Here is a 15914-nt window from a genome sequence, read left to right on the forward strand (position 1 = left end):
CCTTTTTTTGAATTTGATCGTTACAAACTCAATCGGCAAGGAGAGCCTTCTCATTCATTCTTAAATCTGCGAAATGTTTTGGACGTTATCAATGATTTTTGGATATTAACAAATTTTCCTGCGAATTCTTTGAACAGATCAACGTGCTTAGAGTTATACTTTGATTATTCTGAGAAGGAATTCTTTCCAAGTGGATTTGACCCGAGATTACTTTATTTAAGGGAATACATAGTTCGTTGGTTGAGAATTCTGCGGTAGATAGCAGATTTTGATGTGATAGTAATAGTTTTTTTGCGAAGGAAATAAATTGGACGGAGCTCCGCTGAAAAAGTGATAGGATAGATGTAACTCGAGCAAATTATTCTTTTTGAATTTGCTTTTAACGCTTTGTGCTGACTCCTTAATTCCTTCAAAATATAATATGATGGCCTTTAGCTAAAAAAGGATTCATTATAGATTCAATGTTGGTCGAAGTTACGACCAACATTGAATGAGGTAACTCGCTTATAAAAAAAGAAAAATTTTCAAAAAAACAGCAAGAAATTCTAATATTCGGATTCATTGAAGAACTGTAAAGAGTATGGGAAAAATAAAACATTCTAATGTCTTGAATCATCTCCGATCACTTTCGGAAAATCGAAAGAAATATCGAATCGGTGAAGATTCTAAAGCAAAACGAATTTCAGCGTCGGATCTTTGGATTCCAAAACGAAATGTTCCTGCTTTGCAAAGGCGAATTTCGGAATTCGGTTCTCTAAAAAACTTTTTACATTTTCTCCTTACAAAAAACCGTTTCAATTTCTTTTCATTACTGATTCCGTCGAAGAACGAGAAAACAATCTATCAAGACGTAAATTTAGAGTTGGTTCGATTTCCGTTTCGTCCGGATTCCTCAGATTGGGCGGAGTTGCGAGTTGTTGCGAGATACTATGGCCTTTCCATTTGTAACTTCTTCGTAATTCTCCTTCAGATGGAAGAAAATGAAAACAAATCCCGAAAGCGCTTTGTGTTTAAATCTGAAAAAAATGCTAATTTTGGAAAAAAAGAAAAGCAAAATGGAATTTCCTTAGTTCAGAAAATTTTACCAGGCAGAAGGTTTATCTCGTTTTCCCTTTTCTTTGTAGGGGATTTTGCAAAGAAATTTGCTTCTGATTCTTAATTTTCCTAGCGTATGGCGAGGAAATTAATAATTTGAGGGATGGTCTTCCGTCCAAAAAAAAATTCAAAGAAAAAATTTTTTTTTCAAAAATCCGCCTCCTTGGAGAATATCTTGGAACTGTAAGTGGTATGAGGACAAAAAAAGAAAAGCAACCGGTCAGACATCTGAGGCTATTAAAGCCGCATCGTTTCAGTAAAGATCTTTCAAGTGAGAAAGAATCTGTCGTTTTTGAAACCGAAGGAATTCTAAAAAAATTAGGCTCCCCTTCGGACTTGAATGTGCCTGAGGAATTGGTTCCTTATTTGGAAGAAAGAATCCAGAAGGCGGGCGGCTCGCTGAGGATTCTTTTAAATCAATGTCTTAGGAAAAAGAGCCTTTTGGTTTCGATTCAATTCCATTTTCCAAGAAAGAAAATCGGATATCAAAAACAAAAACTTCGGTTAGTCCGATTTTCTTTTCGTCCTTTCGACGAAGACTGGATAGAACTCAGGAGGCTTTCCTTTTTTCACGGAATTTCGATGTGTCGAATGTTTGTAAAACTTTTGGAAATGGAATTCTATCCAATATCGGAATATGCTTCAAAGTCTATTTCAGATGGTGAGAATTTATCTCCTTGGCAATTAAGGACGGGAACATAGGAAATTCAAAAAGTAAGGAACTTCCTGCGCTCCGCTTAAGATCTAAATTTAAGAATTTTGTAAATATTTTCTTGAAACTGAAGATTCCGGATCTAGAGTGATCGAATCTTAGTTCTTAAGAAAATTTTGGAGTGTAGGATGTTCCGAGAAATGAATAGAATTTTTGCTTTAACTCTTGTCTTTGGTTCTTTGTTTTTTTCTTCTTCTTCCGTTTTTGCAGCGGGAACTTATTCTGAAGGTTGGGCGGTTGTTAAACTCGTTCAATTTGAGAGTCGCGGAATTATTTTCGATTCTCACGAAGGTCTCCTCGAATTTACAACTTTTGACAAAGCAGAAAAATGTGACGCATCAAAAGACGAATGCTTTTCTCCTCTTAAAGAAAAGGTAGAATTTAGCGTTCGTCCGGAAAATGGGGACGTTGTAAATTTTTTGAACAACAATTTGAATCAAGAGATTCTTGTTCATTATAGAATTCACCGTTTTGAACCGATCGCGCTTTCTACGGATTTGGAAGTGATCGGCGCCGTAAAACAGTTACCTGCGTTTCCGAAAGATATCACCGATAAAATTATTGTAGATAAGTCCGGCTCGAAACGTAATTTCTCCGTTGCGGGTAGAATTCTAAAATTAGAATATCAAGGAACAATGATCGGCACCTATGAAGGTCTCTATTTAGACGAGGTCCGTGGAAAAGTTCATCCTTTTTCCGTTACGAATGAAAACGTAGCCGCATTTGCTTGGGATACGATGAAGTTTGGGACAAAATACTTTCTCGGAGTTTCCGTAGCCTTCGCTACCGGTTGGAGAAAGTCAGATTTTGATATTTTTGAAATCAATTACAAAGCTCCTGCAGGTGGGGCTTATCCGGAAGTGAAGAAGTGATTTTCTTTTAAAGAATTGTTTTTCTTAGCATAGGACGGAACTCCATCCTGTGTTAAGAAAAAGTTCGCGTTCGGAACTCGAGCATAATTTAAGAATTCAACCATCTCTCTTCTCGAAAGATTTGTCTAGGTCTATCAGGTCGGTCAACCATTCGGAAGCGTTACCGGCCCGATCCTTAATTCTTGCTTGAAGCAAGAGTTTCTTCCTAAATTTTCCAAATGATTTTGGAATTCTCACAAGGATCATTTTTCGATCGGATTCGAATTCGTAGGGATAAATTTCTCCATCTAAAAATATTTCTGCACCGCCTCCGTAACCGGAACCGATATCGGATACGGAATACATTCTTTCTATTATGGAATTTGGACGGACCTCCGTATCAAATCTGTGACGGGAGATCAAATATGGATGTTCGATTCTGGGTTTGGAACGATCTTCTAAGACTGCGATAATGCCGATTTTATTAAGGACTGCACTGGTCCCTTCTCCGGAAGAGGTTGTTTTGAGCACTCCCCAACGTTTGGTCCCTTCTTCCAGAAGATAAAGATTTTCTCCCTTCCCCAACCTCCGTCCTTTCCAGATCAATTTTGCTTCTCCGGACCAGCTGATCCCAGTGGATTCGATCTCAATCAAATCGCTTTTAAGAATCAAACCTTCAGGTATAAAAGTTTGATCCGGCGGTGTTCCGACCTTTTCAAAAAGAATATTACCTTTCCCGAAAGTGTTTCCTCGCGGTGTTATAAGAGAAAATCTTTTGTCTTGCGAAAAATATTCGATAGCGGTCGCCTTTTCGATTCTTCCTTGGGATCCCGTATTCAGAATTCGGAGCTTCAAGGACGAAATGTTTTCCTCCTTGTCTCCGGCGATAATCTCGAGAGGAATCTCTTCTCCCTCCGGAAAAAGTCTCAAGTCAATGCTCGGCTTTTGATTCGGAAAAAGATTATATACATAAACGGGGGGATTGAGAGAAGAACGGTTGGAATCATAGATTGATTGGTGATCTCTTGCCTCCGCGTAACTCATCTTTTCAAATTTTCTCATATAAAGAATCTGAAGTCCGGAGACAAGTTTTGCAAAATAGAGATTATTCTTGTTCCTTGAGTTCATTCGATCAAAAGCGCCGAGTTTGATTCGAACCTCCCCCCCGATTTTCAAAGGTTCAGGATCGTTCGTTTCGTAGATTCCAGTCTCTTTTTTTAATAGAGGAATCCGAAACTTCTTTCCGTCGGACGAGTCGACGTACAAGACCAACATTTCGGGCGGAGTTCCGTCCTTATCAGTCATTCTTAAATAGGCAAGAGGATTGAAGGTATCTCCATTTCCGTGGAGCTCAAAGTGCAAATGTGGAACCCCGGTTCCCGATTCTCCAATTCTTGCGACCGCCTGTCCTTGTTTGATGGAAAATCTTTGATCGGAAAATTTGACGGAAAAAATTCCGTCACTTAGAAGATGAAGCGCCTGTCTTAAATTCTCCAATTCTTTTTTTGCACCTTCTAAGTTGAAAAGATGAGCGAACTTCGCCCTCAGACCCGAGGGGGAACGGACCATGAGATTCAATCCGTATCCGGAAGGAGATTCGGAAATCGATTCTACAAAACCGTCAAAGGGAGCGATGGCTGGAAGACCGTTCACATGAAATGTTTTAAAGTCGGCCCCCATGTGCAAATGGTGGACTCGATATTCGGCAAAAGAACCGGAAATCGGCGTCTGAAACTCCATCGGAAACCGGAGCTTTCCTTGAAGTTCGGGAAAGAGCTGAAGTTCTTCTGGTCGGTCCTCCGCGCGTAACGCGCTCGCACAAAGAAGTAGCATCCCCAAGAAGAAGCCTCTAAAAATCAAGAATCGATTCATCCTCCCAAGAAAATGGAATCCAATTTGAAATTTGTAAAGCCGAAAAGCATTTCCGAAAAATCTCTTGCGCGGAGGTACGACCAAGAAAGATCCTTCTAAGTATGTTCTTTGGCCGTCTGGCATTTTTGATTCTAACAATCCTCTCCCTTTTTTCCTGCACCTATTTTACGAGAGAACCTAGAAATCCACCTAAGATAGACGGTGTTCCGATTCCGGACGATCAGAGAAGACTCTATGTTCAAAACTTCAGAAACAATTCTTACGGAATGGGAGTTCAAACTCTTCTCACGGAACTGGTTCGTTCCGAAATCGATTCGCGAGGAAGATTCCTGCAAACCCGGGATAAATCTCTCGCCGCTTATCGTCTTTACGGAGAAGTCGTTCACTATCAGCTCGTCGGAAATCTTTTGGATCAAGGCGGTCAAGCGATCTCCCGAGAAATGTCCGTCATCGTCCGCCTTGAACTTCAGAAAGCGGGAGGACAAAAAATTCCTCTGGAAAGAGAGGAGATTCAGGTAAGAATCATGTTTTCAGACCAAGTCGGATTTCGCGAAAGCGAGAATCAAGCCCAGTCCCGTCTCCTAAAAATTATGGCCGTCCGGATCGCAGAAGAGATGGAAAGAGCCTGGTATTTTTCTATTGCCGGAAAGATTGATCCCTGATAATCTTGACCCGCCCCTTGAGTAATCTCTTATGAACCGAGAAAAACAAGAAGCCATCCTAAACAAAACCGAACCCGCTGTCCGCATGGAAATGCAGACTTTTTCAGAATACCTTCAGAAAGAAGGACTCAAGATCACCAGTCAGAGGATGTTGGTAGCGGAGAGAATTTTTTCTCTTCACAATCACTTCACCGCGGAAGGACTCTTGGAAGAATTCAAAGATCAAAGAGATCAAATTTCCAAGGCAACCATTTATAGAATTCTTTCCATCATGGTATCCGCCGGACTTCTTCAAGAGCATAACTTCGGAAAAGATTACAAATATTACGAACATATCATCGGTCACAAACACCACGATCATATCATCTGCACCGTTTGCGGAAAAATTGTGGAATTTGTAGACGAACGAATCGAGCAACTGCAAGAGCAAGCGGCGAAAGACAACGGATTCAGAATCACAGGCCACAGTTTGAACATCTACGGAACCTGTAACGAACACACTTCCGGTAGATGATTTTTAAAACCACTTCCGAGGATCCGCATACTCGAGCCAGAACCGGGGTTCTCGATCTCAACGGAGTAAAACTAAACACTCCAATTTTTATGCCGGTCGGTACTCGTGGAGTCGTAAAAACCCTCGATACAGAAGACCTCGAAGAACTTGAGTATTCTCTAATATTGGGTAACACCTATCACCTCTATCTTCGTCCCGGAACTTCCGTTTTGGATCGATTCGGCGGTCTGAAAAAATTTATGACCTGGAAGGGAGCGCTTCTCACCGACAGCGGAGGATATCAGGTCTTCAGTCTCAATTCACTTTTTAAGTATGAAACTGACGGCGTTCGCTTCCAATCTCATATCGACGGAAGTCGGCATTACTTTACGCCGGGATCGGTGATCGACGTTCAGAGAAGTATCGGCTCCGATATCATGATGGTCTTGGATGATTGTGCGCCTTTTGATTCGAGTGCGGAAAGGCTAAGGCAGTCATTGGATCGAACGCATCGTTGGGCGGAAATGTCAGTCGAGCACTGGGAGAAAAATAAGAATTCTCAACATCTCTTCGGAATTTTTCAAGGTGGAATCGATTTGGATTCTCGTCTCGAGAGTTTAAAAGCGATCGCATCACTGCCGTTTGACGGAATTGCGATCGGAGGACTCTCCGTGGGAGAACCGAGAAAGGATTTTATACGAATCCTTGACGGAATTTCCTCTCACACTGATCGAAGTCGGCCTCTCTACTTGATGGGAGTGGGAACCGTTCCCGATATTTTGGACGGAGTTAAGAATGGAGTAGATATGTTCGACTGTGTACTCCCGACCAGAAACGCAAGAAACGGACAAGTCTTCACTTCTTTGGGCAAGGTGAATCTTAGAAATGAGAAATGGAAGAACTCCGAAGCTCCGATGGACCCGAATTGTCAGTGCAAAGTTTGTAAAAGATACAGCATCGGCTATATCAGACATCTTCATCACGTCGGAGAGATCACGGCATTTTCACTTTCAACGTTTCATAATTTATTCTTCATGAAAAATTTTCTTTCAGAGATACAAAAATCCATTCAGGCAGGAGAATTTTTAGAAACCTATGCCAGGTGGAAAAATTTGTACGAAAAGCCTGAATTTTCCGGTTGACTATTTAAAGAATCGCCTTTCCTTTAGTAGAGCTGGCCGGAAAGAGACAGAAAGGAGTTGCTGATTATTTATGGAAATAACCAGAAGAGAAAGCGGGAACATTGTGATTCTGGACATAAACGGAGAAATCGATCTCTACAATGCCCCAGAGATAAAAGATGTAATCGCTAAACTCATCGAGGAACAAAAATATTATACCATTATCAATTTGGAAAAAGTTTCCTACATTGACTCGTCTGGTATTGGTGCACTGATTTCCAGCCTCTCCAACCTGAAGAAGTATCAGGGGGGACTTAAAATTATCAACGTCTCCGGATCGGTACGAAAAGTATTCGAGCTCACAAAGCTTACTTCTTTCTTCGAGATTTTTGATAATGAAGCCGAGGCAGTGTCTGCCTTTAAGTAAGATCGGATTCTAAATTTATCCTACCTTTTCTGAAACCTGGTGCCGCTATGAAATCAATCCAAAGAAAAATATCCTCCGCTTTTATAATTTTACTTACAGGTGTTCTGATTGCCTGCGGAGCTGAACTTCCAATTCAGGAGTTGAGCGACGCAAAGAATTCGATCACCAGAGCGAAATCCGCAGGCGCTGAAAAATACGCTCCTGCGGAACTCGAGGAAGCTCGTAAAAGTTTATTGAACGCTCACCAAAAGGCTTCGGAAGAAGATTTAGCGGAAACGAAAAAGTCCGCAGAATATGCAAGAGCGAAAGCGTTAGACGCATCCGAAAAATCATTTCCATCGTCCGTAGACGATGCGAGAAAAGAATCCTCGGCTTCGATCGATTCCGCAGACGAAGCTTTCGCCGTCCAGTTGGCGTCCGAGCCTTACAACTCTGCGGTTCAACTTCGTAAAGAAGGGGATACGCTTCGGGAAACTGCGGATCGGACCCTGGAATCTTATCCAAGAGAATCCGGCGACGATGCAAAGTTGAGAACTCGTTTGGCCGCATTTGATCAATACGAAGCCTCTCGCCAGAAATACGCGGACTCTAAAAAAGCCGCAGACGAATCCAAGGTATTAGCCCTTTCTCAAAAACAACAACTCATCGATTCTCTCGCGGACATCGAGAAAAATCTAAGCGACGCCGACAAATATGCCGAAGGAAAGGATCCGGAGGTAGCAGAGACAAGAAACCGTTTGGATTCTGCGAAAGCAAAAATCGAAGAAGGAAAGATCAAAGACGGTTATGTCGAAGTTGACGATATCCGTAAAAAATCCGGAGAGCTCGTAGCAAAGAATATCAAGGCCTACGCTGAAAAGCAAAAGGAACTCGCGAAACAAAGCATCGCTTCCGCTACGACTAAATTAGCATCTTTTGATAAAACAAAAGTCAACGCTTCCAGGGATTTCCAAGTATCTTACCAGAGAGCTGAAGAAAATCTAAAAGCTGCGGAAGAATCCAGAGTTTCAGCGGAAGATCTTTATTCTTCCGAGAAGTACGAAGATTCTATTGCCCGCTCCGAAGAAGCGATTCGTCTTTCCAGAATCGTTGTCGACCAATCCGCAGAGCTTGCGGAAAGAATGGAACGCAAAACTTCCGGAGACAAAATTGCAAATCGCGATACAAAAACCGGAAAAGACGGAAAGAACGACAAAACGGAGACTACGGAAGGAAAGAATTCTTCCTCCAAAATGGGAGAAGACGGCTTGCCGGAGGGTTGGAAACGTTATGTGGTTCGTAAAAAAGTTCCGGCTGATTGTCTTTGGAGAATCGCAAAGGATAAAAGACATTATGGAACTTCTAAACTTTGGAAAAGAATCTACGAGGCGAATCGCGGAAAGATCAAAAATCCGAATCTGATTTTCCCAAAACAAGTATTGCTGATTCCACCAGCGAAAGGGCCGACCAAGTTCAATAAAAATCAGGTTCCAAGCAAGAAGAAACCGGCTGCTGCGGAAGAAGTTGAGGCGATTGAGCAAAATCAAAAGCCTGCTTCAACTGAAACCGAGGAAGCAGAGTCTGAGTCCGGCGGCGAAGACGCTGAAAGCAAAAAGAAGAATGAAGTGAAGGAGCCGGAAACTTCCGGAGACGACGCTGGTTCCGAAGCGGCTCCTGAAGAGGAAAACGCTGAGGAAGAAAATCCGGAAAATCTTCAGTAGGAAGAATTTTAGTTCTTTTTTAAAACGAAGGCTTGGTCGAAACGACCAAGCCTTTTTTGTGTGCGGAGTTCCGTCCACTTTTTCAAAGAGGACATGCTTCTTTCGGAGTCGGACCTCCGATTTATTTCATTTTATCGTATGATTTCGAGAATTCCGCCGATCAGGATCGGAATAGCAGCCAAGAGCGCCGCTCTTAGGTCGGTTCTTCCCTGTTTTTTACATTCTTCCAACTTTTCCATTTCATCCTTAGTCGCGTCCTCATCGATCTTTCGGGTTTTCTTAGAAATAAAATCCAAATACGTATAATTTCCGAACATGCCGAAAACCAAAAGTCCTCCTCCAAACGCAGAATTGGGAATGTCTTTTTCCAAAAAGTAGGAAAGAACGACGGATGCTCCGATAATGAGTCCGTAATAAAGAATCGAAATCAAATACATCTTTCGATAAGCATACCATACGGGACCAAAAAGGACGGCGCCCCAGTTCCAGGAGTAGAGATTCATCGCAGAGGAATTCTTTCTCATCTTTTCCCACTTTCCAAAATAAAAATCGGCTTTGTTGCCGATAAATTCCCGATTCAAGTCCTTCTCGTATTCGTCCAAAAGACTTTCCAATCTTTCATTTCCTCTTCCTTTCACACGGATCTCCTGTTTTGATTTTTAGAATTTTTCGAGGCTCATTCGTGCAACAGATTTTCGGGAAATTTTTTGATTCCTAAATTCTTCCCTTTTTGAATTCGCGTTAGTTACTTCCGAAGATTCAAATTCGAACGTTTTCTTTTTCATTCCGTTGCGGAAACTTTCGGAGTTAATTTAAGAATTTTCCGAAATCGGAATTTGTTTCCGAAAAGCTCTCCCGAAATTCGATTTCACTTTTTTGAAGGTTGCACAAATGGATTTTACGAGCTCCATTTTGGAGAAAATTTTTGACATTCCTTTCCGAATTTTGCGGGACGAAAATGTTCCCCGAAGAACGGTTTCTTATTTTGCCGCTCTTGACGAAATTCACTTGATTGTGTCTTCTGAATTGGAAAACATTATTGAAATGAAGCGCGCTTATACTCAGCCTATTTCCTCTGTAAATTATCAAGACTATGAGACCTTGGTCACGCTCGCGTGGCGGGAAGACTGTCCCGATGAGGACATCACTTCCGTATCTCTTTTTTCTCCTGAAAAAAAAGCGAGCGCCAGCCTCAACGCAAGAGAACCCGGAATTCTTTGCGGAACAGGAGTATTAGAAGTATTGAATGTTCTTTCCGGAAATTCCATTCAGTATGAATTCTTAAAAAAAGATTCGGACACTTTCGCGAAGGGAGACACTCTTCTTAAGATTCAAGGCAGCTTGATCGGCATTCTTCGAATCGAGAGAATTCTTTTGAACTTTCTTCAATATCTTTCCGGTATTTCCACGCGTACGGGAGAAGTCGTTTCCAAATACGGAAAAAACGGTCTTATGATTTTGGATACGCGCAAAACGCTTCCCGGTTATCGCAAGCTCGCAAAATACGCGGTCTATTGCGGAGGAGGAAGCAATCACAGACTCAATCTTTCGGAGATGGCGTTGATCAAAGACAATCATCTCGCGATGTATTCTTCCGCTCACGAACCTGTAAATACAATTAAGACCAAGTTCCCGGGAAGGCTTGTGGAAGTGGAAATCGATTCTCTTTCGCAACTCGAAGACGTGATTACATCGGGCGCCGACGTGATTCTTCTGGATAACTTTTCCCTGGAAGACGCGAAGATCGCTTATACGACCTTGAAGCAAAAGGCGCCTAACGTGCAGATAGAAATCTCCGGAGGAATTACTCCCGAAAAATTGGAAGCCCTCGCCGAACTTTCCGGAGCGGGCGTGAGTATGGGATATCTGACTCATACGACCCGTTTTCTGGACCTCGGTTTGGATATAGAACAACGCTGATAATGGGATTTGTGAAAGCGCCCGCGTCCAAAGAAATGCTCTTAGAAGGCGTTCGAGAAACTCTCGGCGACAACGCCTACGAATCCGTCCTAAGGGCGTATGACGTGTCCGAGAAGGCGCACCAGGGGCAGTTCCGTCTTTCCGGAGAACCGTATATCGTTCATCCGCTTCAAGTAGGTTATCTTCTTTTCGAACTCGGTTTGGATGAAAAGGTAATCTGCGCCGGACTTCTTCACGACGTGATCGAAGACACCGAATATTCCCGGGACGATATGATCCGAGATTTCGGCGAAGACATTACCGATCTCGTGGAAGGCGTGACTAAAATTTCCAAGATCAAAAGTCAGTCTAAGGAAACGGAAGCGGCGGAGAATATCCGCAAGATCATCGTTGCGACGATCAAGGATATCCGAGTCATTCTTATCAAACTCGCCGACAAAACTCACAACATGAGGACCCTTTCTTTTCAACCTGCGGAAAAACAAAGAAGAATCGCTCAGGAAACTCTTTCTCTTTACGCTCCGATAGCCGGAAGGCTCGGGATTTATAAGATCAAATCCGAACTCGAGGATCTCGCGTTTCAGATTCTCAATCCGGAAGAATACCAGGAAGTTAAGAAAAATATCAATTCAAAGAAGTCGGAACGGGAAGGGTTTATCGAAACGCTGAAGATTATTCTTCTTCAGAGACTTTCCGAAATCCAAATCGAAGCCGACGTCGACGGAAGAGCTAAACATTTTTATTCCATCTATCGAAAGATGAAACTCAAGGAAAAAACGTTCCACGAAATTTTCGATCTTCGCGCGATTCGGATCATCGCCAACGAAGTGAAGGATTGTTACGGCGTATTAGGAATCGTGCATACGCTTTGGAATCCCGTTCCCGGACGTTTTAAGGATTATATCGCGACTCCTAAAACCAACATGTATCAATCCCTTCATACGACCGTGATCGGGCCGGACGGAAAACCCCTCGAAGTTCAGATTCGAACGAGAGAAATGAACGATATCGCGGAATACGGTATCGCGGCGCACTGGATGTATAAGGAAGGAAAACCTTCCGCGACCGGGAAGAGTGTAAAGGTAAAATGGTTGGAGCTCTTGAGTTCTTGGCAGGATTCGGCCCTGGATCCTAAAGAATTCGTCGAAGAATTAAAATACGATCTTCACGAGGACGAGGTTTTCGTCTTCACGCCGAAAGGCGAAATTCTTCAGTTACCGAAAGGCGCTACGATCCTCGACTTTGCGTTTCGGATCCATACCGATGTCGGTTTAAAAGCAAAGGGCGGAAGAATCAACGGAAGAATGCTTCCTCTCCGCACCGAGATCCGTTCCGGAGATCAGATCGAAATCATCACCGATAAAAGGACCAAACCTTCTCCGATCTGGCTTCGCATCGTAAGAACTCCGTCCGCGAGACAGAAACTTCGGGCTTACTTTCGAAGACTGAGGGAAGAAACGAAAAAGGATCTTCAGCAGGAAGCCGAATTCGCCGCCGAGATTACGCTTAACGCGGACGTTCTGGAAGAACTCAAGAAGAAACCTTCCGCGAGACCGACGAAACAAATCGACTTAGCCGCCGGCAAGGTGATCGTCGCTGGTCTTCGCGGAATTCCGGTCCGGCTTTCCGGTTGCTGTTCTCCGCTTCCTGGAGACGAAATCATCGGATTTGTCACGAGAGGTCGCGGCGTGAGCATTCATAAAAAAGGATGTGTCACCGCCAAACAACAGGAACAAGAAGAATCCATGCGCGTTATCACCGTCGAATGGGATTACGGTCAGAACGAATCCATTCCCGTTTTGATCGAAGTCAAATCGAAAGACCGCCAAGGAATTTTTATGGAAATCGTAAAATCCATTTCGAACACTCAGACCAACATTCGAGAATCCAAAGCCTCCACGGATCAGAGGGGAAATCTCGTTGCTAGTTTTGAAGTGGAAGTGGAACATTTGGATCAGCTCAAAGAAATTCTAAGCAACCTAAAACAGATCCCGGACGTATACCAAGCTCACAGAATTAAAAATTAAACACGAGGTGATTTTTTTGAAAAAGGTTTATCAACTTTTTATTTACTGTTCTTTTCTTTTTGTATCCGCAGGCGTTCTCATCCAATGCGGCGAAAAAGAGGAAGCGGATACTTCCGCGGTAGTGGAAGAAATTCCCTGGAAGGGAAGTTCGGATTCGATCCCCGCGGCGCTTCGAGTTCACAACCCGATCGTTTCTCCGGAAGCGAAGAAGGGAGGAACCTTTCGGATCTACAGTCATCAATTTCCGAAGTCGTTGAATTATTATCTCGATCAGTTTTCCACAACCGCTCATATTTTCGGTCTGATGTTCGAGCCGCTTCTCGACTATCACCCGATCACCCTCGAGCCGATTCCTCATCTTGCTTCTTCTTGGAAAATTTCGCCCGATAAAAAGAAGTTTACCTTTACCATCGACTCTAACGCGACTTGGTCGGACGGAAAACCGATCTCCGCGCACGACGTTCTTTTTACTTACGAAACCCTGATGGATAAGAATAACAATACAGCCGTTTTCAGAATCGATCTTTCCCGTTTTGAAAAGCCGGTCGTTCTGAACGATCGGGAAATCGAATTCACCCAAAAAGAGATCCACTGGTCCAATTTTAACACGATCGCAAATTCTCTCTACATTCTTCCGGCGCATCATTTCCAAGGGAGAAATTTCGATAAGGAGAATTTCGATTTTCCGGTGGTTTCCGGGCCTTATTCCATGTTGTCCGCAAAAAAAGGCCGTTACGTGAAGATGAGAAGGAGGGGAGATTATTGGATGCGCGCTTATCCCTTCTACAAAGGATTGGATAACTTCGACACGATTCTTTTTAAGGTCTATAACGAAGAACCGATCGCGTTTCAAGCATTCAAAAAAGGTGATATAGATATCTACCCGACTTATACCGCTTCGTTTTGGGTAAAGGACGCGGTGGGGGAAAAGTTCGACGAGAATTACATTCTCAAACAGAAGATCTATAATTCCAAGCCGATCGGTTTTCAAGGTTTGGTTTTTAACACACGAAGAGAGATTTTCTCGGATGTGAGAGTTAGAAAAGCGTTCGCTCATCTTGTGGATCGAAAACTTCTTATCGAAAAATTGGCATACAACGAATACGAGGAGACTAACGCGTTCTATCAGGATTTGTGGCCGGCGAATTCTTCTCCCAATCCTCCGATCGATTTCGACGTGAAAAAGGCGAGAGAACTTCTCGCCGAGGCAGGTTGGAAAACGAATGCGAGAGGAATTCTGGAAAAGGACGGAAAGGAATTTAAGTTCAACATCCTGGAAAGGGATAAGAAGTCCGAAAAATATCTCACTCTGATTCAAGAAAGAGCGAAAGAAGTCGGGATCATAATCGGTCTTGAATCTACGGATCTCGCGGAGTGGAGTTCTCGGATGGATAAATATGATTTTGATATGACCTGGGCGGCTTGGGGCGGAGGCGTTTTTAAGGATCCGGAAGCGATGTGGTATTCCAAATACGCGGAAGAAAAAGGACAGCCCAATCTTGCGGGTTTTAAGAATCCGGAGGTAGATAAACTCATCGAACAACAAAGGACGGAATTCTCCGTTCCAAAAAGAAATGAGATCCTTAAAAAAATAGACAAGATTCTTACATCACAAGTTCCTTATGTTCTTCTTTGGAACACGAGCGCGACAAGAATCATGTATTGGAACAAATTCAAGTTTCCTAAAAATCCGCTCGGTAAATACGGAAGCGAGAAAGAGGCGTCTTCTCTTTGGTGGTTGGATCAGGATCGTTCTTCCCAACTCGAGGAAGCGATTTTGAAAAAAGCGAAACTTGCTCCTATTTCCGAAAAGGTTTATTTTCAGTAAAATTTAAGTTTATGGCTCAGAGAAATCGTTTAGGCGAGTTAGGTGGGGTCATACGCGATTTCTTAAGTTCGCCTAAAATTCCCAACTTCATCGAGCTCTTGGAGAAAGGGCTCGATAAGGAACTTTTTTACGATCCTGAAAAGACAAAGCCTGAAATTCCGATCGAGGATCTTCCAGTCGATTTTCGTCTGCGAGAATCCGGTTTTGTTAGAAAGACGTATGAAAGACTGTTTCCGGTTTCTCACCTGTTTCGCATAACGCATCGATACGAGAGAGAATATCTTGACAACTTTATGCCCCTCTCTTCCGAAAAATACATCGGAAGAGGTTCTTATAAATTCGTATATGCGCTTCCTTGGAATCAGGTCGTTAAGATAGGCAAGTCGAAACTTCCTTCGGATCCGATTTTTGGTTCCTTATACAAACACGTGAATAAGAATCTGGATCGTTATCTGAAACCGGAAGAAATTCATTTGATGGATTTTTTGAAATCGAAAACTTGGGGCCGTTCGGCGAAGGAAGACATTCAGTTTAAGTTTTCCAGGCTCGGTTTGGAACGTCTTCATTATTGGAAACTAAAATCTCTCATTCCCGATTTGGTTCTTCCGACTCGTTATTTTATGGGTCTTCGCGCGAGAAGAACTCCGTTCGGGATTCCGCTTCTTACCCTAACCCCTTGCGACAACCAAAATCTTCTTCCCGGAAAACATCTAAAGGAATTCATCCGATTGAACGAGAAGATTCGTCAGAATCCTTTGCAGGACGCCTTCTTTCCGAAGTGGAAATTGAACTTTGACACTCATAAGTTCGGCGTGATCAGCCGTTCCAAGTTGAAAAAGATCGCTCTGGATTTTCATAGAGTGATCGAAGTGACAAAACACTTGGCAGAAGAGGAAAAGCTGATTTTCGATATTCATTCGGAAAATATCATCATCACGTTGCCGGATTTTTCTCTTAAGATTTTTGACTACCATGTCTTCGACGAGCATCTCTACGAACCGAGCAAGGAGAATCCTTCTCCGGAGATCGATCATATCAACACGATCCGTGAATTTGTTCGTTCTTTTGAACTAGGTTGAAAGTGGACGGTAGACCGTCCACTTTCAACGGTGAAATCCATGAGAAACGGCCGGACAAAAGGTATTTCGGCTGCAAATCCTAAAATGCGTATCGCTTTTTTGAATCCGGGACAAAGAGCGTATTGCA

General features: G+C 42.9%; 14 protein-coding genes. 12 read left to right on the forward strand and 2 right to left on the reverse strand.

Annotated elements, in window-relative coordinates:
* Positions 1-580 precede the first annotated feature (580 nt).
* The 3 genes from CH376_RS15550 (at position 581) to lsa26 (ending at position 2679) form a co-directional block, all read left to right on the forward strand.
* Complete coding sequence (locus CH376_RS15550) at positions 581-1159, forward strand: DUF1564 family protein (protein ID WP_100787039.1); 579 nt, start codon at positions 581-583, stop codon at positions 1157-1159.
* 128 nt (positions 1160-1287) lie between these two features.
* The gene (locus CH376_RS15555) at positions 1288-1797 is read left to right on the forward strand and encodes a DUF1564 family protein (RefSeq protein WP_100787052.1); all 510 of its coding nucleotides are present in this window, start codon (positions 1288-1290) and stop codon (positions 1795-1797) included.
* A 150-nt stretch (positions 1798-1947) separates the two neighbouring features.
* Positions 1948-2679 (forward strand): surface adhesion protein Lsa26, encoded by a 732-nt coding sequence (lsa26, locus tag CH376_RS15560; protein ID WP_420843560.1) that lies wholly within the window; start codon positions 1948-1950, stop codon positions 2677-2679.
* A gap of 96 nt (positions 2680-2775) precedes the next feature.
* Here the strand turns inward: lsa26 and CH376_RS15565 are convergent, their stop codons facing one another.
* Complete coding sequence (locus CH376_RS15565) at positions 2776-4614, reverse strand: M23 family metallopeptidase (protein ID WP_100787037.1); 1839 nt, start codon at positions 4612-4614, stop codon at positions 2776-2778.
* A 17-nt stretch (positions 4615-4631) separates the two neighbouring features.
* On the opposite strand from CH376_RS15565, the gene lptE reads away from it, so the two are divergent.
* The 5 genes from lptE to CH376_RS15590 all read left to right on the forward strand — a co-directional run bounded on the left by lptE (position 4632) and on the right by CH376_RS15590 (position 8933).
* Complete coding sequence (gene lptE, locus CH376_RS15570; protein ID WP_100787036.1) at positions 4632-5192, forward strand: LPS assembly lipoprotein LptE; 561 nt, start codon at positions 4632-4634, stop codon at positions 5190-5192.
* 31 nt (positions 5193-5223) lie between these two features.
* Entirely contained in the window at positions 5224-5706 is a 483-nt protein-coding gene (locus CH376_RS15575; protein WP_100787035.1) for a Fur family transcriptional regulator, read from the forward strand.
* Entirely contained in the window at positions 5703-6827 is a 1125-nt protein-coding gene (tgt, locus tag CH376_RS15580) for a tRNA guanosine(34) transglycosylase Tgt (RefSeq protein ID WP_100787034.1), read from the forward strand. The genes CH376_RS15575 and tgt overlap by 4 nt, the downstream gene beginning before the upstream one ends.
* Before the next feature lie 70 nt (positions 6828-6897).
* A complete protein-coding gene (locus CH376_RS15585) occupies positions 6898-7233 on the forward strand; it encodes an STAS domain-containing protein (protein WP_002745051.1) in 336 nt (111 codons plus the stop codon).
* 47 nt (positions 7234-7280) lie between these two features.
* Positions 7281-8933: a lipoprotein LipL71 gene (locus CH376_RS15590; RefSeq protein ID WP_100787033.1), complete on the forward strand. Its 1653-nt coding sequence runs from the start codon at positions 7281-7283 to the stop codon at positions 8931-8933.
* A 131-nt stretch (positions 8934-9064) separates the two neighbouring features.
* Here CH376_RS15590 and CH376_RS15595 read toward each other — a convergent pair whose 3' ends face one another.
* Entirely contained in the window at positions 9065-9571 is a 507-nt protein-coding gene (locus CH376_RS15595) for a DUF2628 domain-containing protein (RefSeq protein WP_100787032.1), read from the reverse strand.
* A 406-nt stretch (positions 9572-9977) separates the two neighbouring features.
* On the opposite strand from CH376_RS15595, the gene nadC reads away from it, so the two are divergent.
* The 4 genes from nadC to CH376_RS15615 are packed head-to-tail and all read left to right on the forward strand — an operon-like array spanning position 9978 to position 15787.
* Positions 9978-10853, forward strand: a complete 876-nt coding sequence (gene nadC / locus CH376_RS15600; RefSeq protein WP_100787051.1) for a carboxylating nicotinate-nucleotide diphosphorylase — start codon at positions 9978-9980, stop codon at positions 10851-10853.
* A 2-nt stretch (positions 10854-10855) separates the two neighbouring features.
* Positions 10856-12880 carry a RelA/SpoT family protein gene (locus CH376_RS15605; RefSeq protein WP_100787031.1) on the forward strand — a complete coding sequence of 675 codons (2025 nt, stop codon included), beginning with the start codon at positions 10856-10858 and terminating at the stop codon, positions 12878-12880.
* 16 nt (positions 12881-12896) lie between these two features.
* On the forward strand, positions 12897-14708 hold the full coding sequence (locus CH376_RS15610; protein ID WP_420843561.1) for an extracellular solute-binding protein: 1812 nt from the start codon (positions 12897-12899) through the stop codon (positions 14706-14708).
* A gap of 11 nt (positions 14709-14719) precedes the next feature.
* On the forward strand, positions 14720-15787 hold the full coding sequence (locus CH376_RS15615; RefSeq protein ID WP_100787030.1) for a hypothetical protein: 1068 nt from the start codon (positions 14720-14722) through the stop codon (positions 15785-15787).
* Positions 15788-15914 lie beyond the last annotated feature (127 nt).

The sequence above is a fragment of the Leptospira adleri genome, assembly GCF_002811985.1.
GTDB lineage: Bacteria > Spirochaetota > Leptospiria > Leptospirales > Leptospiraceae > Leptospira > Leptospira adleri.